Annotated in this window: 15 protein-coding genes and 4 pseudogenes; 5 read left to right on the top strand and 14 right to left on the bottom strand. The window is 63.4% G+C overall.

The window, feature by feature from the left end:
- Positions 1 to 42 precede the first annotated feature (42 nt).
- A complete protein-coding gene (locus ABEA07_RS10510) occupies positions 43 to 2,229 on the top strand; it encodes a hypothetical protein (RefSeq protein ID WP_345537691.1) in 2,187 nt (728 codons plus the stop codon).
- 858 nt (positions 2,230 to 3,087) lie between these two features.
- Here ABEA07_RS10510 and ABEA07_RS10505 read toward each other — a convergent pair.
- A pseudogene (locus ABEA07_RS10505) lies at positions 3,088 to 3,273 on the bottom strand (transposase domain-containing protein); the annotation flags it as partial.
- 76 nt (positions 3,274 to 3,349) lie between these two features.
- Between ABEA07_RS10505 and ABEA07_RS10500 the strand changes: the two are divergent.
- Together ABEA07_RS10500 and ABEA07_RS10495 are read left to right on the top strand one after the other, a co-directional pair.
- Positions 3,350 to 3,469: pseudogene (locus tag ABEA07_RS10500) on the top strand (transposase domain-containing protein); the annotation flags it as partial.
- 59 nt (positions 3,470 to 3,528) lie between these two features.
- Positions 3,529 to 4,152 (top strand): annotated as a pseudogene (locus tag ABEA07_RS10495) (integrase core domain-containing protein); the annotation flags it as partial.
- A gap of 2 nt (positions 4,153 to 4,154) precedes the next feature.
- On the opposite strand, the pseudogene eno reads toward ABEA07_RS10495, so the two are convergent.
- The 7 genes and pseudogenes from eno to ABEA07_RS10460 all read right to left on the bottom strand — a co-directional run.
- A pseudogene (eno, locus tag ABEA07_RS10490) lies at positions 4,155 to 4,535 on the bottom strand (phosphopyruvate hydratase); the annotation flags it as partial.
- Positions 4,536 to 4,547: 12 nt separating this feature from the next.
- A complete protein-coding gene (gene pyk / locus ABEA07_RS10485; RefSeq protein WP_345537689.1) occupies positions 4,548 to 5,963 on the bottom strand; it encodes a pyruvate kinase in 1,416 nt (471 codons plus the stop codon).
- Positions 5,964 to 6,146: 183 nt separating this feature from the next.
- Complete coding sequence (locus ABEA07_RS10480; RefSeq protein WP_345537687.1) at positions 6,147 to 6,917, bottom strand: SDR family NAD(P)-dependent oxidoreductase; 771 nt, start codon at positions 6,915 to 6,917, stop codon at positions 6,147 to 6,149.
- A 22-nt stretch (positions 6,918 to 6,939) separates the two neighbouring features.
- Positions 6,940 to 8,811 carry a TRAP transporter large permease gene (locus tag ABEA07_RS10475; protein WP_345537685.1) on the bottom strand — a complete coding sequence of 624 codons (1,872 nt, stop codon included), beginning with the start codon at positions 8,809 to 8,811 and terminating at the stop codon, positions 6,940 to 6,942.
- A 5-nt stretch (positions 8,812 to 8,816) separates the two neighbouring features.
- Positions 8,817 to 9,836 (bottom strand): TRAP transporter substrate-binding protein, encoded by a 1,020-nt coding sequence (locus ABEA07_RS10470; protein ID WP_345537684.1) that lies wholly within the window; start codon positions 9,834 to 9,836, stop codon positions 8,817 to 8,819.
- Positions 9,837 to 9,854: 18 nt separating this feature from the next.
- Positions 9,855 to 11,255 (bottom strand): four-carbon acid sugar kinase family protein, encoded by a 1,401-nt coding sequence (locus tag ABEA07_RS10465; RefSeq protein WP_345537682.1) that lies wholly within the window; start codon positions 11,253 to 11,255, stop codon positions 9,855 to 9,857.
- 8 nt (positions 11,256 to 11,263) lie between these two features.
- Positions 11,264 to 12,538 carry a ribulose-bisphosphate carboxylase large subunit family protein gene (locus ABEA07_RS10460; RefSeq protein WP_345537680.1) on the bottom strand — a complete coding sequence of 425 codons (1,275 nt, stop codon included), beginning with the start codon at positions 12,536 to 12,538 and terminating at the stop codon, positions 11,264 to 11,266.
- 167 nt (positions 12,539 to 12,705) lie between these two features.
- Between ABEA07_RS10460 and ABEA07_RS10455 the strand changes: the two genes are divergently transcribed.
- Positions 12,706 to 13,557 (top strand): LysR substrate-binding domain-containing protein, encoded by an 852-nt coding sequence (locus ABEA07_RS10455; protein WP_345537679.1) that lies wholly within the window; start codon positions 12,706 to 12,708, stop codon positions 13,555 to 13,557.
- A gap of 253 nt (positions 13,558 to 13,810) precedes the next feature.
- Here ABEA07_RS10455 and ABEA07_RS10450 read toward each other — a convergent pair whose 3' ends face one another.
- From ABEA07_RS10450 to ABEA07_RS10425, 6 genes are all read right to left on the bottom strand, one after another.
- Complete coding sequence (locus ABEA07_RS10450) at positions 13,811 to 14,470, bottom strand: plasmid partitioning protein RepB C-terminal domain-containing protein (protein ID WP_345537678.1); 660 nt, start codon at positions 14,468 to 14,470, stop codon at positions 13,811 to 13,813.
- A 680-nt stretch (positions 14,471 to 15,150) separates the two neighbouring features.
- Positions 15,151 to 16,137: a Bug family tripartite tricarboxylate transporter substrate binding protein gene (locus ABEA07_RS10445; RefSeq protein ID WP_345537677.1), complete on the bottom strand. Its 987-nt coding sequence runs from the start codon at positions 16,135 to 16,137 to the stop codon at positions 15,151 to 15,153.
- 120 nt (positions 16,138 to 16,257) lie between these two features.
- Positions 16,258 to 17,022: an SDR family NAD(P)-dependent oxidoreductase gene (locus ABEA07_RS10440; protein ID WP_345537676.1), complete on the bottom strand. Its 765-nt coding sequence runs from the start codon at positions 17,020 to 17,022 to the stop codon at positions 16,258 to 16,260.
- Between the two features lie 57 nt (positions 17,023 to 17,079).
- Positions 17,080 to 17,940, bottom strand: coding sequence for a TauD/TfdA dioxygenase family protein (locus tag ABEA07_RS10435; RefSeq protein ID WP_345537675.1), 861 nt, complete (start codon positions 17,938 to 17,940; stop codon positions 17,080 to 17,082).
- 105 nt (positions 17,941 to 18,045) lie between these two features.
- Positions 18,046 to 19,038, bottom strand: a complete 993-nt coding sequence (locus tag ABEA07_RS10430; protein ID WP_345537673.1) for a Bug family tripartite tricarboxylate transporter substrate binding protein — start codon at positions 19,036 to 19,038, stop codon at positions 18,046 to 18,048.
- A 21-nt stretch (positions 19,039 to 19,059) separates the two neighbouring features.
- The gene (locus ABEA07_RS10425) at positions 19,060 to 20,133 is read right to left on the bottom strand and encodes a Bug family tripartite tricarboxylate transporter substrate binding protein (protein WP_345537672.1); all 1,074 of its coding nucleotides are present in this window, start codon (positions 20,131 to 20,133) and stop codon (positions 19,060 to 19,062) included.
- A 327-nt stretch (positions 20,134 to 20,460) separates the two neighbouring features.
- On the opposite strand from ABEA07_RS10425, the gene ABEA07_RS10420 reads away from it, so the two are divergent.
- Entirely contained in the window at positions 20,461 to 22,095 is a 1,635-nt protein-coding gene (locus tag ABEA07_RS10420) for a flavin-containing monooxygenase (RefSeq protein WP_345537670.1), read from the top strand.
- Positions 22,096 to 22,108 lie beyond the last annotated feature (13 nt).

The raw sequence follows: 22,108 nt of genomic DNA, 5'->3' as shown, positions 1-22,108 counted from the left end.
GAAGATTGTCAGGCAGGAATCAGCCACGCGGTCTGACTGCGCATGGGATGCAACGTCCAGGGCGCGCCGCCGGCCAAGCTCATCCTTGGCAAATCGCGCCGTAGGCGCTCATCGCTTGTGCAAGGGTGGACGAAGACGTCAACTTGGATTGACGCCCACGAGGTCGATGAACAGCGCCTGTGGCTTGCCGCGGTAACGCTGACCTGGTTCTTGTCGACCAGTAACCGAGCCGTCCGCGACCGCGCCACCAAGGCACTCGTGAACCTGCTCTCTTTCAAGCTTGGTCACGCTGCCGCGCTCGTCGACAAGTTCGCCGACGTCGACGACATGTACGTCACCGAGCGCCTGCTTGCAGCCTGCTACGGCGCAGCCACGCAGGGCATCGACCGAGCTCGTTGCCGCATGCTCGCAGCCTCTGTCTGGAAAAACTACTTTGCCGAAGGCAAGCAGCCGCCGCTGAACGTGCTGGCCCGGGACTATGCGTTCGGTGTCCTGCTCTACGCCCAGGCCGTTGGCCAGTTGCCCGCCGAGGTCGACCTCGACGCATGCAGGGCCATGTTCAAATCAGCTTGGCCGCTGGAACCTGTGACGGAAGAGGACCTCAAGAAGTTCTGCGGCCGCGGTTACGGTGATGCGATTTGCTCCTCTACGAACGAGCACGGGGACTTCGGCAACTACACGTTGCGCCATTGGCTGCACGACATCGTGGATGCGCCGCGCGGCCTCGCCGGCAACACCACCCAGGAGCTCTTCGAACGTTGGGAAAGCGCGTTGATAGACAGGGGTACCTCCGAGCAGCGAGCGGCCTACCTTGCGCTACGCAAGCTGACGGTGGACTACCGGCTGCGGCCTCTGAGCTTCTCCCTCAAGACGAAGAGCACGGGAGCGTCCGAGCGGCTCTGGGCCGAGGTCGGACAAGCCAACAAGACGTTCAAGGACACGCTCTCAAAGGAGCTGCGCGTCGAGTACGCCGAGTTCGCGGAGCATCATCTTCTCGAGTCAACGCGCATGCGGGACGACAACCGGCGCCCATCGGAGTTCGACCGTGGCCCCGTCCGGCGGTGGATTTGCGAGCGCGCGCACCAGCTCGGGTGGACCGAGGAACTCTTCGAGGACTTCGAAAGGGGTGGGAATGTGAGCCACGACCGCATGGGCAAGCATCGCGTGGAGCGCGTCGGTAAGAAGTACCAGTACATCGCGCTCGCTGAGGCGGCGGCCCGGATGACTGACAACTTGGCGATGTGCTCGTGGGAAGACGAAGGCAAGCTCAGGGCGTTCGAGCCGGGCCCTCGGGGCCGCGACATGAAGAGGGACTTAGACCCGTCACTGCTCGTTCGAAGCACCCTCGAAACCGGTTGGGCGTCGACGCCGGTCACATGGTGGACTCCGTCCGCACCCCGACTGCCGTCTGGTGACATCGACCTGCTCCTGGCCTGGGTGCAGGTCGAGAGCGACCTGTGCAACGACGTCGGTCAAATCGAGGTGACTAGCTCCGATGGCGGGAAGTGGCTGACGGTCTACGGCTTTCGTCGCTGGACGGTGCCTGGCCAGGGCCGGCGCCCGCACGCTGACGCTTGGTCGCGCGTCAGCTGCCTGGTCACCGCTTTTGGCAACGGTCCCCAACTGGCTAAAGAACTGCTCGGCAGGCAGCGCGGCGACGCATCTCGCCTTTGGGAAAGCGGCACCCTGCTCCCATTCCTGGGCGAGCATGGTTGGCGTGACCCCCAGGCAATCGAACTGAAAGCAAATGTCAGTGCTGGCATCAAGACGCCGTATGCCGGTATCGTGGAATCACTGAACGCTGAAGGCGGTGGCAACGACAACTCGGTCGACGAGGGGTTCTCGCTCTGCCTGCCTTCGTCAGGCGTCATCAAGGTGCTGGACCTACACCTGCGCAGTGGCAAGTTTCCGGAATACGTCGATACAGGCGGCACCATTCGTTGGCAGGACCCCTCACTGCGTTCGCGCGGTTCAGGAGCCGGGGTTGTGTCTCACGACTACTTCCTGGGCAAGCTTGCGAGCGCTGGTCTTGAGCCCGTATGGGTATTAGCCGGCGAGAAGAACGTCTATGCAGGCCAAGACGTCGGGGTGTCCATGGGAGGGTTCGGCGGCGGCCTGTACCACACCACCGCCTTCGCAATGGCGGCCGGAGGCCTGAAGTCATTCGGCACAAGGACTGAGTTCCATGCGCCGAGTGCAGAACAGCTAGATAAACTGAAGGCACGGTGACGCGCATGCAGGGGTAGCTTGCTCTACCTACGGGCTCAAACCGGTACGTTCTGGCCAAACTTGCACGTCATCGGCTATTGGACCCTGACGTGCCGGGCAAACTTGCATCGTCGCCAATTCGCTCTAAGAGCTTCATCAATCGCGCCACAAGCTCAGCACGCTCAATCGAGCCGGGCGGCGTGCATGTAGCGAGCCGCTGTAAGACTTCTGGCAGCAGTTCGGCCTGTTCAAGGATTGATGCGTTGAGCGATTGCTGTGACATGTGTCTGGCGAGTCGAGGATTGTGCGTTGCTCGCCGCCCCAAGGTGCTCTCGTCGGCGAGGATGGAGAAAGTAGCTTATCGCTAGCTTTCGCGTGCGAAGTCATTGGCGCTCGGCCTTCCGACCGCTGGCGAAGTTTGCTGTGCTACCCGAGTTACGCTATGCTCAGGCAGCACCAGCGTTTACCGTTTACGCTGCGGAATCAACGGCTTAGGAAGGGCTGGGCTATGTCCCGTCCACTCCGCCAAGATTGATGAGGGTTAGCAGATAAGTATCTGCTAACCCTTTTCTCTTTTTCAGCCTCCGTGTCCTAACCGTGTCCTAGATTTCGACGTTCCCGGACCGTTGTAGAAATGCGGCATTCGCGCGCGTCGGCCCGTCGGTATCAAGTCGTGCGTCCATCAAAGCGATCCACGATTGAACCGCACTCTCTGACCACGTGGCAGCGCGATGTCCGGCTGTCAATCGCTCCTTGAATCTTCGTCCAGCAGGTCGGCGCTGCCGCACGCGTCCTACGTCGCTTCCATCCCGTAATTGGTATGCGTCCTGCCAAGTCACCTTGACGCGCACCGACCCCGTGGACTTGGTTCTCAGCCGCTGGCGTCCAGCAATGCGGGAGCAACTCGTCGATGCGGCTGGCCGAATGCGTGGGCAGCCTCTCCAGCACGTCTTTGAGGTATGCGGGGGACTCGTGCCCGTTGATGCGTGCCGAGTGCAGGAGGCTCATGATCGCGGCCGCTCTACTGCCCGCTTGCAGACTGCCGGCGATCAGCCAGTTCGATCGTAAGCGGTCAGTAAACCACGCTCTCCTCACCGCGGCGGTGGCTGGATAGGAACCGCTCAGGCGGCGGGGAGATTGATCCGCCAAGCTCAACAGCCTTGACCCGTACGTCTACATCCGTGACGTCCTGACGCGGCTGCCGACGCATCCTGCCAGCGGTATCGAAGAGCTACTGCCCCATCGCTGGCAGCTCAGCTGAAGCCGAGCTTGCCGTCACGTGAACACTATCGAGGCTGCTGCGGTGAAGGGGGATCGGCGCCACCGGCGCCGCCACAGCGACGAGTTCAAGGCGAACCTGATTGCCGCCTGCTCTCGACCTGGTGTATCGATCGCCTCGGTGGCCCTGGACACCAAGAAGCTCATGCACATCGACGGCGTCGGTCATCGCATCACCGCATCACCGGCGATCGCCGCACCACCAAGCGCGGCATCGGCTGGCAGATGGTTCACCTGGCCATCGACGACCACTCGCGCGTATCGCTCGCCCAGGTGCTGCCCGACGAGAAGGCTCTGAGCTGCGTGCAGTTCCTGCGCCAGGCGGTGGCCTACTACGCCGCCTTGGGCGTGCGTATCCAGCGCGTGATGGCGGACAACGGCGCGGGCTACAAGAACACCTTCACGGCAGCCTGCAACGAACTCGGCATACGTCACATCAAGACCAGGCCCTATACGCCCAAGACCAATGGCAAGGCCGAGCGCTTCGTGCAGACCAGCCTGCGCGAGTGGGCCTACGCGCAGCCCTACATCAGCTCAGCGCAGCGCGAGGCCGCATTGCAGCCCTTCTTGCATCGCTACAACTGGCATCGGCCACACTCGGCCCTCAACGACCAGCCGCCCATGAGCCGCATCCCGGCTGTGAGCAACCTCTTGGAACTCGACACCTTGCCCTTCGAAGCCGCGGTGGCCTTGGCGGCTGCGAGTGAGATCGCCAGGATTGCGTTGGCACCGAGCCGCGACTTGTTCGCGGTGCCGTCAAGCTCGATCATCAGCCGATCGAGTGCGCCCTGGTCGTCCGCATCCCGTCCGACAAGGGTCTTGCTCAACTCTCCGTTGACATGCCCGACCGCGCGGAGAACACCCTTTCCGAGATACCGCTTCGGGTCACCGTCACGCAACTCGATGGCTCCTCGCGCCCCGGTCGACGCGCCGGAGGGCGACGCTGCGAAGCCTTTCGCGCCGTCGGCCAGGACGACCTCGGCTGCAACGGTAGGATTGCCACGCGAATCGAGGATCTCGAAGCCGCGGACTTGCCGGATCTCTGTCATGTTCTTTCCTGATCAGATCTGCGCGATGCGCAGGAGGTTGGTGGTGCCGGAGGTGCCGAAGGGCATCCCGGCCGAGATGACGACGGTTTGGCCCGAGGCGCCGAAGCCTTCCCTGAGTGCCGTGCGGCACGCGAGCTCGCTCATTTCCGGTACGTCCACGACTTCGTGGCAGAGCACGGCATGCACGCCCCAGGCGAGCGCCAGGCGGCGCGCCGTGGCAAGCCGCGGTGTCATGCCGATGATGGGCGCGCGCGGACGCTCGCGCGCCATGCGAAGGGCGGAGTAGCCCGAGCTCGTGTAGGCGACGGTGGCCGCCGCGCCGAGCAGGCCGGTGATGTCGCGCATCGCCAACCCAATGGCGTCGGCGGTGCGTGCGACGGGTTCCGCGCGCGAGGCGTCGATCGCGGCGCGGTAATTCGGATCGCCCTCGGTGTGCGTGATGATGCTGCTCATCATCTTCACCGCCTCCACCGGATAGCGGCCGCTGGCCGACTCCGCGGAGAGCATGACCGCGTCTGCACCCTCGTAGATCGCGGTGGCGACGTCCGATGCTTCGGCCCGGGTAGGCACCGGCGCCGTGACCATCGATTCGAGCATCTGGGTGGCGACGATGACCGGTTTGCCTGTGCGCCGACACGCGCGCACGATGCGCTTCTGGATGGACGGCACCTGCTCCGCAGGCATTTCCACGCCGAGGTCCCCGCGCGCGACCATCACGGCGTCCGTCTCCGCGAGGATGGCGTCGAGCGACGCGATGGCGGCTGGCTTCTCCAACTTGGCGACGATGCCCGCGCGGCCATCGACGATGCTGCGGACCTCGATGATGTCCTCCGGGCGCTGCACGAACGAGAGCGCGACCCAGTCGACGCCCAGCTGGAGTCCATAGGCCAGGTCGGCACGGTCCTTCTCGGTCAGGGCCGAGAGCGGCAGCACGACCCCGGGGACGTTCACGCCCTTGCGGTCCGAGAGCCTGCCGCCGATCACCACGCGGGTGTCGGCGAAGTCCTTGCCGAAGGTCTCCACTCTCATGCGCAGACGGCCGTCGTCGAGCAGCAATTCGGTACCCGCCTCCAGTGCCGCGAAGATTTCGGGATGCGGCAGCGCCACGCGAGCAGCGCTGCCCGGTGTCCTCGTGTCGAGGTCGAGCCGGAACGCCTTGCCTTCGACGAGCTGGATCGGGCCCTCCGGAAAGGTGCCGATGCGCAGCTTGGGGCCTTGCAGGTCCAGCAGCACGCCGATGGGCCGACCGCTGTCGCGTTCGACTTCGCGGATGAGGTCGAGGCGACGCTTGTGGTCCTCGTGGGTTCCGTGACTGAAGTTCAGCCGGAACACATCGGCGCCGGCATTGAACAGCGCCTGAATGGTCTGTCGTTCACCGCTCGCCGGGCCGAGGGTGGCGACGATCTTGGCGTGGCGCGGGCGGCGCATGGGCTTTGTCGGAGAGGTGGTCACAGGATCGAGCTGGTTTGGATTTCGGCGTGTCACCGGAAGTGGTGATGTTGGGTGGCTGCGTGCTTGCGTCACGCGTTTTCGCGGCGGCGATTAAGTCGACGGAGAGCGGATGCAGAATCGGTCACCGCCAGCGTGCCCTCGCAAGCACGGTGGCAAGAATCACAGCCCGCGTGCACCCGAGGCAAGGAAGCCGCCGTCGACCGGCATGGAAATGCCCGTCACGTAGCGCGCCTCCTCCGACACGAGGTAGATCACGGCCGAGGCGATTTCGCTGCACGTGCCGTAGCGGTTCATCGGGATCGCTTTCGAATACTCGGCGCGGAACTGCGCGGTGTGCAGCGTCTGGGTCATCGGCGTGTCGACCGGGCCAGGCGCCACGGCATTGGCCGTGATGCCATGCTCGGCCAACTCCACCGCCATCTGCCGGGTCAAAGCGATCACCGCACCTTTGGACGTGCCGTAGGCCGTGCGCCCACTGCCCACCGCCCGCATGCCGGCGACAGAGGCGATGTTGACGATGCGGCCCCAGCCGTGCTTCACCATCAGCCGCGCCGCCGCCTGTGCGCACAACAGCGTGCCGGTGACGTTGACGTTCATCGTCGCGACGAAGTTGTCCAGCGGGAAGTCGAGGAACGGGAAGACCTTCGCGATGCCGGCGGAGTTGACGAGGATGTCGCAGCGCCCGTGCTCGCGCTCGACCTGCTCGAATGCGGCGGCGATGGCCTCGGGCTTGCCGACGTCCAGGCGCAGTGCGCTGGCCCGGCCGCCGGCCGCGCTCAGTTCGCGCGCTGTCTGCGTCGCTGCATCGACGTCCAGGTCGGCCACGAGGACCTCGTGGCCGAGGGCCGCCAGGCGGGCGCAGACCTCGGCGCCGATTCCCTTGGCGCCGCCGGTGACGAGCGCGACGCGTGATGTGGAAGTGGTGGTCATGTCGAGTTTTGAGGGAAAGGGTTTAGAGAAAGCCGATCGAGATCCACGGCACCGCCGCGACGATCACGAGGCCGACGAACAACGCGAGCATGTAGGCCCCGATGGGCCGGATACCCGCGTCCGGGTTGACCCGGCCGATCGCGCAGGCGGCGTAGTAGCCCACGCCGAAGGGCGGCGCGAACAGGCCCAGGCCCATCGCGAGGATGACCACCATCGAGTAGTGCACCTCGTGGATGCCCACGGCGCGGGCGATCGGGAACAGCAGCGGGCCGAACAGCACGATCGCCGGAATGCCTTCGAGTACGCTGCCCAGCACGATGAAGGCCACTATCGACACCGCCATGAAGCCCGCGGCTCCGCCGGGCAGCGCGCGCATGGCTTGACTGAGCGTGTTCGAAAACCCCGATTGCGTCAGCCCCCAGGCCATGGCGGTGGCCGCGCCGATGATCAGCAGGATCGAACCCGACAGGCTGGCAGTGTCGACGAGCATCGGATAGATCCGCTTCCAGTCGAACTGCCGATAGATCAGCAGGCCGGCGAGCACGCCGTAGGCGATGCCGATGGTCGAGACCTCGGTGGCTGTCGCGACGCCTTCGACCACTGCGGCGCGGATGATGAACGGTAGCGCGATGGCCGGGAGCGCAATCAGAAACGCCCGGCCGATCTCACGCCGGTTGGCGCGCTGCACGCCGCTCAGGTCTTCACGCCGATACCGCGCCCACACCACCGCCATCAGCGTCACGGCCAGCACGAGACCTGGCAGCAGGCCGCCGGTGAACAGCGCGGCAATGGAGACGCCGGTCACCGAGCCGATCGTGATCAGCACGATGGATGGCGGAATGGTCTCGGTTTGCGCCCCGGTGGCCGACAGCAGCGCGACCAGGTCGCCTTCCTTGGCGCCGCGCTTCTTCATCTCTGGGAACAGCACCGGCGCCACGGCCGCCATGTCGGCTGCCTTGGAGCCAGAGATGCCGGAGACGAGGTACATCGCGCCGAGCAGCACGTAGTGCAGGCCCCCGCGTACGTGCCCCAGCAGGCTGGCGAGGAACGCCACCATCGCACGCGCCATCCCCGTCATCTCGATCAGCTGGCCGAGAAAGACGAACAGCGGCACGGACAGCAGGATCAGGTGGCTGACGCCCTCGTCCATGCGACCGACGACGATCAGAACGGGCGTGTTCGTCGTCAGCATCACATAGCCCAGCGTTGCAAGGCCGAAGGCGAAGGCAATCGGCACCCCGGCGAACACCGCCCCAGCGACCACGACTACGAAGAAGACAACCAGGTTGGCGTTGCCGAGCTGCCGCCACACCGGCTGCAGCAGCGTCATCGCGACCATGATGACGATGACCAGCCCGACGGCTACCGCCACTTGGGGCGGCCGGCCCACCGCGGCGAGCCGCAGTACGGCCAGCAATGCCATCGCGCCGAAGCCGGCGGCCATCGCGGCCACGCGCCAGGAGTTCGGGATGTCCAGGGCCGGCGTGAGAATCATCGCCTCCTCCACCGCGTATTCATACGCATGCGGCAGCACGAGGAGCAGGAACGCCAGCGCCGCGGCGGTGGCGAGCACGTCGAGGAAGGCGCGCGTTTCGGGCGCGAGCTTGCCCACCACGGCCGTCATGCGCATGTGCTCGCCGCGCTGGAAGGCGACCGCCGAGCCCAGCATCGCCAGCCACAGGAACAGGATCGAGGCGACCTCATCGGACCAGATCAGCGGGTGATGGAACACGTAGCGCCCGACCACGCCGGCCAGCAACACGGCGATTTCGGCGGCCACCAGCAGCGCGACGGGCACGCCGAGCAGGCGGCCCAGCCCTTGATGGGCGCGTTGCGCCCAGGCTGCGACGACGCCGCGCTGCGGGTCGTCTTCGGAAATTTGGGCGGCGTGCATGTCGGTCAGCCCAGCTTGCCGGTATGCTTCTCGAGCAAGGCCCAGGCCTCGTCGCCATACTTCTTCTTCCACTCCGCGTAGAAGCCCGACTCAACAAGCCGCTCCCGGAAGGGCCCGATCTTCGGGTCGTTGAAGGTCAACCCCTTGGCAGTCAGTTCGGGCCGCAGCGAGGCGTCGAGCTTCGCGCCATCGGCGCGCATGTCGAGCGCGGCCTGGTTCAGGTGCTTGGCAATGATGGGCCTCGCCTTCTCGGGCATGCGGTCCCAGGCCTTCTGGTTCGTCATGCACCAATAGCCGTCCCACATGTGGTTGGTCATGGAGCAGTACTTCTGCACCTCGTAGAGCTTCGCGATCGAGATGATCGCCAAAGGGTTCTCCTGACCATCGACCACCTTCGTCTGCAGCGACGAATAGGTCTCCGCGAAGTTGATGGAAGCCGGTGCGGCGCCAAGGTGCTTGAACAGCGAGGTCCATAGAGGGCTCACCGGCACGCGAATCTTCATGCCCTTGAGGTCGTCGGGCGTGTTGATCGGCCGCACACTGTTGGTGATCTGCCGGAAGCCGGAGCTCCACACGGTGTCCATCGCCATCAGGCCGACCTTCGGGAACTGCGCGCGCAGGAACTTGCCGAGATCGCCGTCCAGCGCCTTGTGGACGGCCCCGTCGTTCGGCCAAGCAAATCCCAGGCCCCACATCGAGGAGACGGGCACGAGCTGCGACAGCACGTTCACGCCCGAGACGGTGAAGAACTCCAGTCCCCCAGCGCGCAGCTGCGACAACATATCGGCGTCGTTGCCGAGTTGGTTGTTCGGGAAGACGTTGATCTGGACCTGGCCGCCCGTGTCCTTCAGGATGCGCTCGGCGGCCTCCATGGCGCGCACGTTGAGCGGGTGCGTGGCCGGCAGGTTGGTGCCGAACTTGTAGGTGAATTCGGCAGCACGCGCGAAGCGTGGCAGCACCAATGCCGGTGCGCTGATCAGTGCGGCGCCGGTCATGAGGGCGCGGCGGCGGTCGATCGAAATCATGGTCGAGTCTCCTGTTGTTTATGAAAGGGATGGGCGAGCGTCGGCCGTGCCGCGCAGCGCCTTGACGAAGTAGTCGGGCTGGCCCATCTGGCCACCCTTGAGCGCAATTTCGAGCTGTGCCAGGTGCGGCTCGCGTGAGATGGCGCGGCACAGCGGGGCACCTGGTGCGAGGCGCGCCACCACGCGCAGTGCCTGCGGTGCCAGTCGCTGCGTGACATGGCTGGAGGTGTCGCCGCCCGAGAGCAGCAGGCGCTGCAATGGATGCGCGCGCAGCAGCGCGTCGACGAGGTCGCCGAAGCGGTGCCCCAACAGGCGGCTTCCTTCATGGCGGGCCTGCTCTCGGCTCATCCCTTGCCCGGCGAGCGCGGAAAGCATCGCTTCAATGCGTGTGTCATTCGGGCCGCGCGCGCTGTGCAGCATCACACTGTGGCCGGCGCGCAGCGCCCGCAAGGCTTTTTCGGCAAGGCGGACAAGTTCCGCTGCCGGCTCGCTCGCGGCGACGAGCGCCGCGGCATCCACCGGCAGTTCGACGAAGCCGGCGTCGACGGCCGCGTCGATCTGCAGCGCGCTCAAGGGCGAAGCACTGCCCGAGACGGCCAGCACCTGGGACACGCCGTCGAAGCGGTCATGCGTGGTCGAGGCGGCCGGCAGAACGCCGGTCTCGCGCCACCACCGCGTCAGCGCGTACTCCAGACCCGAACCGCCGACGCAGAACAAGGGCGTCTGGCGACCGTGCGCGAGACCATCGAGCAGCCGGCCGGTCTCGGTGAGCTGCTCGGTCGTCGTTCCGTCCAGCAGCACCGCGCCGCCCGACCCGGCGTCGACCACACGCTGAAACTCCCCCGCCATCGCAGTGCGGTCGAGTCCAAGCTGGGGCAGCGTGAAGCCGGTGACGGGCATGGCGGTTTGCGCGCCGAGGTGGCGTGCCAGGTCGGCCTCGTGCATTGGCGTCACCGGGTGCACGCTCATGATCGGATGGCGGTCGATGCGATGCACCCGGCCGTCGGTGGCGGAGCGGGCGAAAAGGTTGCCGAAGGCGCAGTAGCGGCCCAGCGCCGGGGTGGCCGCGACGATGGGGATGGCGGTGTCGCCGAAGGCCGCTCGCGAGAGGTCCATCACACGCCCGATGCTGCCGATGGCAGGCGAGCTATCGAAGGTCGAGCAGACCTTGTAGTGCACCAGCGGTACAGGCAGCCGGGACATTGCCGCGAGGACCGGCGCGAGCTGCTGGTCCATTTCGGTCGGGGACATCGCGCGGCTTGCGCCCGCCACGCCGATCGCGTCGAAAGGGCCGAACTCGCGCAGCGTCTGCTCGTCGGGCACATCGAGGAAGAGCGCACAGTCGAGGCCCGCAAAGGCAAGCACCTCGAGGGCATCGGTGGAGCCGGTGAAATCGTCACCGTAAAACGCGAGCCTCATGCCAGTCTCTACAGGTTTGCGAAATGGACCAGCGCACGTCGCAGTGCCGGGTGCGATTCGGCGTAGCTGTTCAGACTGACACCGGCCACCGCCGCCTCCCAGCCTTCGTGCATGCTGGCCGTGCCGGCCGCGGTACCGTCCGGATGGCCGATGATTCCACCGCCCGCCAGATGCATCAGGTCGACCGAGCCGAGCGCGGCGTACAGGTCGGGCGCCAGGCCGGCCCACTGGCCAGACGAGAACACCGGCATCAGCGGCTGCAGACCGGCCCACGGCGTCAGGCAGGCTCGCGCCGAGGCAATCACCGATTCGTCCGGCTCCCAGAACTTGCTGCGAATGCCATTGACGTGCAGGTGGTCGATGCCGGCGAGGCGCCATAGCTTCTGGTAGGCCTGGAACGAAAATCCGAGCCCACCATGGCGCGTCAGCGCACCCCACCCGTTGCGGTGCCCGTGGATCGGCAACCGCGCGTGGCGGCGCAGGTACTCGACGGCCGCGAAGCCGACCCAGTTGATGCTCGCCATCACGCAGGTGCCGCCCGCGGCGAGTACGGCGTCGTGGCGGCGGAGCATCTCGTCGACCGAGCCCGAGATGTTGATTGAGTACATCGGCATGCGGCCGAGGCGGTCAGCATGGCGATGCAGCACCGGCATGACGGCCCGCAGTCGCTCGTCGAACGGCGCATACGGCGGATCGGCGATCAACTCGTCGTCCTTGATGAAGTCGATGCCGGCTGCGCAGAGGCTGTCGACCAGCTCAGCGGTTTGTGCGGGCGTCAGGCCGATGCTCGGCTTGATGATGGTGCCGATGAGAGGGCGGCCTTGCACGCCGGCCAGCTGCCGCGTGCCGGGGATGCCGAATGCCGGGCCGGCGAACTGCGCCGCGTAGTCGGGGGAGAGATCGATGTCGAGCAGGCGAAGACCGGTGACTTCACCGAGCTCGTACAGGTTGCCCGCGATGGTGGCCAGCAGGCTCGACAGATTGGCGCCGACGTTGGCGACGGGGAACGCGATTTCGATCTCGGCACGATGAAATACCCCGCCGTGCGAATGACGATCGACATACGCGCTCGGAAGCGTGGGCTGCAGCGTCGGTGCGAGCGGTTCGATGCTCACGACACGAGCGCGGGAGCGCTCCTTCAGTTCATCCGTCTCGCCGGGCAACGAGAGGAATGTGCCGCTGGATTGCTCGCCGGCAATCACCTGCGCGATCTTCTCGGAGGCAACCGAGCTCTCGACAAAGTAGCGTGCGGTGAACTCGGGGCGGGGGGCTGGGTGGTTCATAGGGCTGTGAGCTTCTGTCTTGTCTGGGCTGAAGATTAAAGGCCTGTGTCCCCGATGGCAAACGATATGATCTCCCCGTGCTGTGATGAAATTTCACATGACATTCGGGTTGACCCCAGTCCGGGAGAACACACATGAATTCGCCTCTTCGTCTCTCGCTGAACGCGTTGCGCGCCTTCGAGGCGACAGCGCGCCTGCACAGCTTCAGCGCGGCGGCGGCAGAGCTGTCCGTCACGCACGGCGCCGTGAGCCGGCACATCCGCATGCTGGAGGACTCGGTGGGCCTGCCGTTGCTCAAACGCAGCGCGCAAGGCGCCTCGCCGACGGCCGAGGGTCAGCGACTGGCCGATGGGCTTTCCAGCGCCTTCAGCCTGATCCAATCGAGTATTGAACAGTTAAAGCCTGGGCCCCTGACCCTGGCCTGTTCCGAGTCGATCATGATGTACTGGCTCCTGCCTCGACTGAACCGCTTCCGGGATGCCCATCCGGAGGTCGAGCTTCGCTTCAACATGAGTCACGGCCCGGTCGATTTCGCTCGGGACAACGTCAGCGTGGCGATCCGCCTGTCAACGATCGATGCGCCCAAGGATGCGGTGCGGACCGACGTGGTGCCCGAGTGGGTCGGTCCGGTGTGCTCGCCGCAATACCTGCGGCAAAAGCGCATCAAGTCGGTGGGCGACCTCGCTCGTGCGCGGCTGATGGCTTCGCGCACTCGGCCGAGCGCCTGGGAGGATTGGGCCCGTTGCAGCGGTCAGTCGGACATGGAGCTGCGCGTCGATGAGTCGTTCGACCACTTCTACCTGCTGATTCAGGGCGCCCGATGTGGCTTGGGGCTCGCCAACGTGCCGCGCATGCTGGTACGTGACGATCTGACGAGCGGCACGCTCGTAGCTCCGCTTGGCTTTGTGCGCGGGCCCAACCGTCTGTCGATCTGGATCGCGCCCCATCTCAGCCGCCGGCCGGACGTGGTCAAGTTGGTCGACTGGTTGCACGACGAACTGCGTGCAACCGAGCCGTGATTCACCGATCTACAGTGCGCCTGCGCTCCTTGGTCAGGCACACACCGGACGCACAGCTAACGTCAAGAACGCAGCGAAAGCCGCCCTTCCGCACTACCTAGGCGATTACCCGCAGTGGGGCGCTTTCATGTCATTCCCCTCGGCCACTCGGCTGGCAAGACTTAACCTCGACGCCCGTTCGCAAGGACCGGGTGCCGATGGCACAATTTGCCCCGGCTGAGGTTGGACAGGATGCCCCGGAACAGGCAGTGCCCTAGCCCTCCATGGAAACTGACTGGACGATGCTCTGGAACTGCTCCAGGACCTCCTCGTGGTGCTTGCGCAGGTAGCGCATCACCTCAGGGTTGTCGATCAGCTTGCCGATGTAGCCCCGGGCCACCACCAGGTTGAGAATGTCCTCGCCGTAGCTCTGCTCGGCCAACTTGTACTGGTCCTGCAGGTTGGCCATCTCGTGTTCCATGCGTTTCACCTGCTCCTGGGTCACGCCCTTGTCGAGCAAACGCCGCCGTCCAACCACGAGCATCTCAGCGGGCGTGGCCATCAGGAGCGCGCGCACATAGGGCACCGTCAAAGTGTTTGCCGCAATCATCAGTTCCACGCACTCGATCTGACGCGTTGGCTTCATTTGGCGCAAGACCGTGGACACCTCGGTGGAGAACTGGCGGTCCTTCAGAGGGTCCGCCGCCCCGGCACAGATGCCATTGAGCAGGGTGGCCTTTTGCATGAGTTGCCCAGTGTCCACACACAGCGCGCTGGCGAGCCGCTCAGATAGGACACCGCGGTCCAACGCGCGGCGGATCATGTAATGCTCCTGGATCGTCGAAAGACGGGTGACACGATTTTTGTATGCGTAGCTCTCATCGTCCGAGTCGACCAGACAGGGCACATCCGTGCGCTGCAGCTTCTTAAGCACAGCAGCCTCAAGTGCCCGTCCAGAAGAAGATGTTGGCTGGTTTTCCTGTCCACAAGGCCCACTGTGAGCGGCTCGATCAAATCCATCTCTTGGATCGAGGCCAGGATCAACTTGAACTTCTTTGTCTCGGAGACGCCCGCCGGCCAGATATTCGAAGGAAGAATCCGGTCGATGGGCAGTAGCAGCGGCTTAGGGATGAATCCGAGGGAGACGGCCACGTCACTCATCCTGGGATGATGTGGTCTGAACGCCGCCCAGCGGTTCAAGCTGTAGTCGATCGCCCGAGCGGTGGCCGACCCGTCTGGCACCTTCTGCCGCTGCAGGCAAAAGCGCCACTTCGCACTTCGTGCCTTCCTCGAGCGAGCGGCATAGAACAAGCAAGGCAACAAATGAGGGAAAAGCATACTGTCATGCACAGTCGGCATCCACGATGCCGGCTTCCATCCCTGGATATCAACCGGTGCCGACAATCTCGCCATTAGCGGATGCGACGAAAGCCGCTGGTCAGCCCGTGTTGTTGGTCGCTACCCGAGATACGACGTGAACACCCAAAGTGGCCTCGCAAGAGGCGCAAACGCCCGGCGGGCGGGCCTCTTCAGCGCGAAGTAGACCGGAATCGCGACCGCATCGCTTGGTGATGACCTAAGATTCGACGGCGTCGCTCACTGCTTAACAGCTTCTTAGCTCTCGACTTTGATGCCAAGCTTCTTGATCACGGCGCCCCAGGCGCTGCGCTCTTCGGCAAGATACTTCTTTAGGTCGTCGCCAAATATGCCTTCTGGGTCGATGCCGGTTCCGCTGATGCTCGCGAGATAGGACGGGCTGGCGGCAATGTCCCGCATTGCGTCAATGAGTCGATTGGTGATCGCGGGTGGCATCTGAGGCGGGCCTACAAGAGCCGAAAAGCTGGGCGGAGCAAACACGTCGGCAACGCCCTGCTCGGCTAATGTCGGAACATTCGGAAAGTGAGTCACTCGCCGGCTTCCCGTGTACGCAAGTGCTTTCATTTTCCCCGCCTTCACGAGTTCTTGAGCACCTTGGACCGAATTGAAGATGAAAGTCAGATCTCCATTCATCAGGGCAGGGAATACGTGAGCATAGTCCTTATAGGGGACGTGGATCATCTTGATGCCCGTAGCCTGACAGAACATTTCTGCCGTCAGATGCAAAGTGGATCCTTGCCCGCTTGAGCCGAAGGCGAGCTGTCCGGGCTTCGCGCGTGCAGCGGACACAAGATCGGCGATCGAGTTGATTCCGCTGTTTGCACCGGTCAGCAGAAAGTTATTCCAAGTCTGGATGATGCCGAGAAAGGTGAAGGCGGCGGGATCGTATGGTGGTTGTCGCAAGTTGACGCCGGATGTTAGGGTTCCGGATCCCGGCACTCCAAGCGTATAGCCGTCAGGCTTGGCCTTTGCCACATGATTGATCCCGATGGTGCCGCCAGCGCCAAACTTCTGTTCGACCAGGAATGTTCCGCCGAGGCGTTTGCTGAATTCCTGCGCAAGGTATCGGGCATGTGAGTCAACGACGGCTCCGAAAGGAGTGACGATGGTCACTGGACGCGCGGGATAGGTCTCTTGTGCGGCCGCGCGGAGAGGGGCGATGCCACCGATGCCGAACGCTGAAATCGTGCACAGGACGGAACGTCTGGAGGGATGTTGGCTCATGAAAATCTCGCGAGTGAGTGACTAGAAGTGGAGACGAAGATGGCCTCTTCTGGAGGCGGGGATCGGCGACGTGGTCGCTGCGAGCGGCAATCCCACAGCGCATCACCGGCGGAAGCAGCTTCAGCTCATGGTGTGACCGCCATTGACGTCCAGGCACGCACCCGTCACGAAACTCGCATCGTCCGAAGTGAAGAACGCTACGGCGGCGCCAAGCTCGTCTGCTGAACCTGAGCGGCCCATGGGAGTCTTCGCAACGATCGAGTCAAAGACTTCGCTACTTATCTGCTGCGTAAGTAGCGATTTAAATATACCGGGTGCGATCGTGTTGCAGGTGATCCCGGAGCGAGGAAAGTCGTTCGCGATGGAGCGGGTCAGTCCCAGCATCGCAGCCTTTGAGGCTGCGTACGCCGGGCCGGCCTGATTGGGGTTGTAGCGGCCCGCTCGGGAGGAGATGTTGACGATCCGCCCCCAGCCTTGCGACACCATGTTCGGGACGAACTTTTGGGACAACAACATGGGGATCGTCACGTTGATCCAGAAAGCCAGTTCCCAATCTTCAAGGGTGACCTTTGTAACGTCGCTGGTTTGCCCATTCCGTCGGGGGGAGACGCCGGCGTTGTTAACCAAGATCGTAGGTGGTGCCCATCCGTGATCACGGACGGCACTGGCGACGAGATCCGCGCTGCTCTTTTCTCGGAGGTCCACGACCAGTGGAAGCACGTCCTCGCTATTGAGTTCGCCGGCTGCCTCATGCAGTGCCGCTTCGCGCAGATCGACAAGTACCACCCGTCTGCCTTGCCGCAAGAGTTGGCGCGCGATTCCGACGCCAAGGTATCCTGCACCTCCGGTGACAACAGCGGTCCGGCGCGTAAGTGCACTGTTCATCTGCAATTCCCTTCACTTGGCTTACATGCGTTCGTATGACGGTCGGTGGCCGCGAGCTCAGGCAAGCGGGGGCTCGTCCACCAGTCGCCCCGAGGGTGTGCCCACCATGGACGTTCGAAGGAGTTCCCGCTCAGCGTCGGTGGGGTAATCCGCAAGCGCCATGTGAACCGTACAGCGGTTGTCCCACATTAGAAGATCACCGACGCGCCACTTCTGCCGAAGGCAAAACTCTGGGCGCGTTGCGTGTTTGAACAGGTACTCGAGCAACCCCTTGCTCTCTTCACTGCTCATCCCTTCGAAACGCGGACACATCCATTCGCTCACGAACAATGCCTTGCGACCTGTTTCCGGGTGAACCCGGCAAACCGGCTGCAGCACGGGCGGATTCCGCTTCAGCGCGGCTTCTGTACGGTCCCGGGAGGCTCGGAGGTAATCCCCACCGTTGGTCAGGTCATGGACAGCCTCTAGCGGCTCTAGAATTCGCTGCAAGGTCGGCGACAGTGTTTCCCACGCGAGGTACATGTTCGCGAACAGCGTGTCGCCCCCTACCGGCGGCAGCTTCAGGCAGTAGAGGCTCGAGCCGAGCGACGGGCGGGTCGTATAAGAGAGATCGGAGTGCCACTGCTGCCCGAAGATGACACGCTCGCCGCGCACCTTGCTGGCCTTGACGACAAGGAGTTCCGAATGGTCCGGGTGCCGTAATTCCCCAGGGTAGTTGTCATGCGTTGCGAGCGGCGCGAACCGGCCGCTGAACTCGATCAGCTGCTGCGGGGTGAGTTGCTGCCCGCGGAATAGCAGGACTTGATGCCGAAGCCATGCTTCGCGAATCTCGGCAACCTGTTCGTTTTCAAGTCGCTTCGACAAGTCCAGGCCGTGCACTTCGGCGCCGAGCGCGGAAGCAAGGGGGGTGATTTTCATGCGTTACTCTCCGGTTTCGATGCAAAAGTGCTGACGGTAGCCGTCGCGATACCGCTTGCACGAGATGGTCACCGTCGAAAGCGGTGGCACGGTACGGACGACGGTTTATTGAGGCTCGATACCGAGCTTTTTGATGAGGGCTCCTTGGCGCGCCAAGTCGGAAACGGCAAATTCTTTAAAGGCATTGCCGATCAGCGAGATCGGCACATTGCCCGTACGCGTGACTCCAGCGAGAAAATCAGGCGCTTCGGCGATCGTCTGAAGGGTGCTTTCAAGCCGCGCCGTGATCTCCTTGGGGAGACCAGGCGGCCCGACGAGCCCGTAGAAGTTAGGTAGGTCCATATCGGTCAGTCCGATTTCGGCGAACGTTGGCACGCCGGGCAGGTCGGCACTTCGCGCATCGCCTGTGACGGCCAGGGCAGCCAGTCTTCCCGACTTGATCAGCGCCGCGCTGGCGGAAGTGACGCTCATGTAGTAATCGATGTCACCGGCGACGAGCGCCATGGTGAGCGCTTCAGTGCTCTTGAACGGCACGTGTATTGCGTTTGCAATTCCGGCCGACGTGGTGAACCGCTCCACCCCGAGGTGCATGCCGCTACCTACGCCGGGCGAGCCGAAGTTCAGGGAACGCCTCTTGGAAAGCTCAACCAAATCGCGCAAGGACTTCGTTCTGTCCGGTGCCACTATCAGCACGGACGGCGCAGACATCAGGGCTGCCAAGTAGGTCAGGTCCTGCGGCCGATAGCCCACATTCTTGTAGATGTGGGGGGCGATGCTGAGGGTGGAAGGCACGCCGATGCCGAGCGTATAGCCGTCGGGCTTTTGCCTATTCAGGTAGGCGGTCGCAATCGTGCCGCCTGCCCCCAGCTTCTGCTCCACGACGAATGTGGCGCCCAGTCGCTTCGAGAGCTGTTCCGCCACCAGGCGCCCAAACATGTCCACAGAAGAACCGAACGGCGATATGAGCGTCACGACCCTGCTTGCTGGATAGGCGTCCTGCGCTACCGAGTTGCTACTCAACAGAGTCGGCGCGGCGACGGAAGCCAGGCCGAAACCGATATTTTGAAGCGCCGAGCGGCGGGATATTTGACGGGACATGGCGGGCCTAGGTCGGATCGACTATTGAGGCTCAATCCCCAGCTTCTTGATCAAGGCGCCTTGGCGGGCCATGTCTGCAAGCACAAAATCTTTGAAGGCGTTGCCAAGCATCACAGCCGGAACGTTGCCTGTGCGCGTGACAGCAGCGCGAAAATCGGGGGCCTCGCCGATCGCCTGAAGAGTGCTTACAAGCCGCGCAGTGATTTCTTCTGGCATTCCAGGGGGCCCGACCAGCCCGTAGAAGATGGGCAAGTCCATATCCTTCAGCCCGATTTCGGTGAAGGTAGGCACGTTCGGCAGGTCGGGGCTTCGCGAGTCGCCTGTGACGGCCAAGGCAGCCAGTCTTCCGGACTTGACCAGCGCTGCGCTGACGGAAGTGACGCTGATGTAGTAGTCGATGTCACCGGCGATGAGGGCCACGGTGAGCGCTTCCGTGCTCTTGAAGGGGACGTGCACTGCGTTGGCTATGCCTGCTGCGGCAGTGAACCGCTCAACGCCGAGGTGCATGCCGCTGCCTACGCCCGGCGAGCCGAAGTTCAGGGAACGCTTCTTGGAAAGTTCAAGCAATTCGCGCAAGGACTTGATTTTCTCCGGCGCGACCAGCAGCACGGACTGCCCAAACATCAGCGCTGCAAGATAGGTCAGATCCTGCGCCCGATAGGGCAAATTCTTGTAGATGTGGGGGGCGATGCTGACGCTGGAACTTCCTACGATGGCGAGCGTGTGGCCGTCGGGCTTTTGCCTGCTCACGTAAGCCGTGCCAATCGTGCCGCCTGCTCCGAGCTTTTGCTCCACGATGAATGTGCCGCCCAGCCGTTTAGAGAGCTGCTCCGTAACCATGCGTCCGAACATGTCGACAGAAGAACCGAATGGTGAAATGAGCGTCACGACCTTGCCGCCGGGGTAGGCGTCCTGCGCTACCGAGTTGCCTGACCAAATCGTCGGCGCTGCTACGGAAGCTAAGCCGATGCCGATGTTCTGAATGGCACTGCGCCGGGAGAGTGGATGGGACATATCGAAGCCTTTCTGTGGAGCGGCGCTTGACGAGCTGCCGGCGTTGTTGCTCAAGGGGCCAGGGCGGTCGGGTCTTTTCATTTGCTCTAGCATCCTGAGCGTTTGCTTAGTGTTGGTGGCGTTGGCGGACTTGTCAACGCCCGGGATGTCGGGACTAACCCTTGCGTGCCGGCCGGGTCGCCTCTGGACCTTTGCTCCGCCGAGCGCGGTCAATCCTCGCCTCGCCGCTCGGCTATCCCCCAGCCAGCATCAGCTGCCCTTCGACGCGAGGGGTGCTTAGGGTTTCCCCGAGTGATGACGCAGGGTGCGAAAGCTTGTACTATTAAAGCGATCGCTTGGTTACGACAAGCATTCGTACTCCGGCGGTGTTCGTCCACCTGAACCAATTCCTCGACAAGGAAGCGATACATGACACGCAATACAGCAGCAGATTCTTCGCCCAAGGCGGGCACCACCTACGAAGCGCTGGTGATCGGCGCCGGCTTCGCTGGCCTGGGCATGCTTTGGCAGCTCAAGGAGATGAACATCTCCGCCCACTGCCTGGAAGCCGGAACGGATGTCGGGGGGACGTGGTACTGGAACAGGTACCCCGGCGCGAGGACTGACAGCGAGGCTTGGTACTACTGCTACTCGTTTTCCAAAGAGCTCAATCAAGAGTGGAAATGGACCGAGAGATACCCGCCTCAGACGGAGGTGAAGAGCTACCTCACGCACGTGGCGAACAAGTTTGATCTGAAGCGCTCCATCACCTTCAACACCCGAGTGAAGAAGGCCACCTACGACGAAGCACAGAAACTTTGGATCGTTGTCACCGAGAGTGGAGCTCAATACAAGGCGAAGTACCTGATCTCCGCAATGGGGATCCTGTCGTCCGTTTTTGTGCCGCCGTTCCCCGGGTTCAAGGACTTCAAGGGCAATTGCTACCTCACGGCGCGCTGGCCGCAACAGGATCCGGATTTCACCGGCAGGAGGGTGGGCCTGATCGGCACCGGTGCAACCGGCGTGCAGATCACGCCCCATCTGGCTGAGAAGAGCAAGAGCCTGACGGTGTTCCAGCGCACCCCGAACTACGTGGTTCCGGCGCAGAACCATTCCCTGTCTGAGGCGTTCCTTAACAACATCAAGAGCAGGTACCCGGAGATCTGGCAGCAGGTGGATCGGCATGCGTTTGCCATGCCATTCGAAGTGACTGGCCGGCTCGCCAGCCAGTACACCCCGCAACAGCGGAACGAGATTTTCGAAGAAGGGTGGCGCAGGGGCGGTTTCCGATTCCTGTTCGAGACCTTCGATGACGTCCTCGTCGACAAGGACGCCAACCAAGCGGCCAGCGAGTTCATTCGCAACAAGATCAAGAGCATCGTCAAGGATCCAAAGACCGCCGAGCTTCTGTGCCCCCGCGGATACCCGTACGGTTCCAAGCGCCCGCCCGCGGGCCACGGTTACTACGAGACCTTCAACAGGGACAACGTGTCCCTGGTCGATATTTCGAAGAACGCCATCAGCCGCATCGTCCCGGACGGAATCGAGCTGCAGGACGGCACGCGCTACCAGTTGGACGATATCGTCGTTGCGACCGGGTTCGACGCATTCACCGGTGCCCTGGTGGATGTCGACATCCGCGGCAAGGCCGGTGTGTCGCTCGCTGACAAATGGAAGGAAGGGCCGCGGACACTGTTCGGCGTTGCCACCAGTGGCTTCCCCAACTTCTTCATGATTACGGGACCGCTGAGCACGTTTGGCAATGTCCCGTCGACCATCGAAAGCAACATCCGGTGGATTGCCGGCGCGCTCAGCCACATGAAATCCCGGAGTCTTGATTCCATGGATGTGAGCGAGCAGGCAGAGGAGGGATGGGTCAAGGCAACGCAAGAGGCGATCGATTCCACGCTGATCCCCGACGGCGCGCGAGCGAACTCGTGGATCGTCGGCGCCAATATCCCGGGCAAGAAGGTGACGCCGGTGGCGTTCCTCGGCGGTTACAACAACTACGTCGACAGGCTGCGAGCTGAGGGTGCGCAATACCCCAGCTTCAGTTTCCAGTGAGCGACTCGCACCC

The organism is Variovorax defluvii (assembly GCF_039541515.1).
GTDB classification, from domain to species: domain Bacteria; phylum Pseudomonadota; class Gammaproteobacteria; order Burkholderiales; family Burkholderiaceae_C; genus Variovorax; species Variovorax defluvii.
The sequence above is the reverse complement of the archived record's forward strand: the minus strand, read 5'-3'. Positions and strand labels throughout refer to the sequence as shown.

Excerpts from the sequence above, each read along its gene's own strand:
- pyk (WP_345537689.1), bottom strand. The coding sequence starts at position 5,963 with ATGCGCCGCCCGCGCCACGCCAAGATCGTCGCCACCCTCGGCCCGGCG.
- ABEA07_RS10430 (WP_345537673.1), bottom strand. The coding sequence starts at position 19,038 with ATGTCCCGTCAAATATCCCGCCGCTCGGCGCTTCAAAATATCGGTTTC.
- ABEA07_RS10425 (WP_345537672.1), bottom strand. The coding sequence starts at position 20,133 with ATGAAAAGACCCGACCGCCCTGGCCCCTTGAGCAACAACGCCGGCAGC.
- ABEA07_RS10435 (WP_345537675.1), bottom strand. The coding sequence starts at position 17,940 with ATGAAAATCACCCCCCTTGCTTCCGCGCTCGGCGCCGAAGTGCACGGC.
- ABEA07_RS10420 (WP_345537670.1), top strand. The coding sequence starts at position 20,461 with ATGACACGCAATACAGCAGCAGATTCTTCGCCCAAGGCGGGCACCACC.
- ABEA07_RS10480 (WP_345537687.1), bottom strand. The coding sequence starts at position 6,917 with ATGACCACCACTTCCACATCACGCGTCGCGCTCGTCACCGGCGGCGCC.
- ABEA07_RS10465 (WP_345537682.1), bottom strand. The coding sequence starts at position 11,255 with ATGAGGCTCGCGTTTTACGGTGACGATTTCACCGGCTCCACCGATGCC.
- ABEA07_RS10440 (WP_345537676.1), bottom strand. The coding sequence starts at position 17,022 with ATGAACAGTGCACTTACGCGCCGGACCGCTGTTGTCACCGGAGGTGCA.
- ABEA07_RS10510 (WP_345537691.1), top strand. The coding sequence starts at position 43 with ATGGGATGCAACGTCCAGGGCGCGCCGCCGGCCAAGCTCATCCTTGGC.
- ABEA07_RS10460 (WP_345537680.1), bottom strand. The coding sequence starts at position 12,538 with ATGAACCACCCAGCCCCCCGCCCCGAGTTCACCGCACGCTACTTTGTC.
- ABEA07_RS10475 (WP_345537685.1), bottom strand. The coding sequence starts at position 8,811 with ATGCACGCCGCCCAAATTTCCGAAGACGACCCGCAGCGCGGCGTCGTC.
- ABEA07_RS10445 (WP_345537677.1), bottom strand. The coding sequence starts at position 16,137 with ATGAGCCAACATCCCTCCAGACGTTCCGTCCTGTGCACGATTTCAGCG.
- ABEA07_RS10470 (WP_345537684.1), bottom strand. The coding sequence starts at position 9,836 with ATGATTTCGATCGACCGCCGCCGCGCCCTCATGACCGGCGCCGCACTG.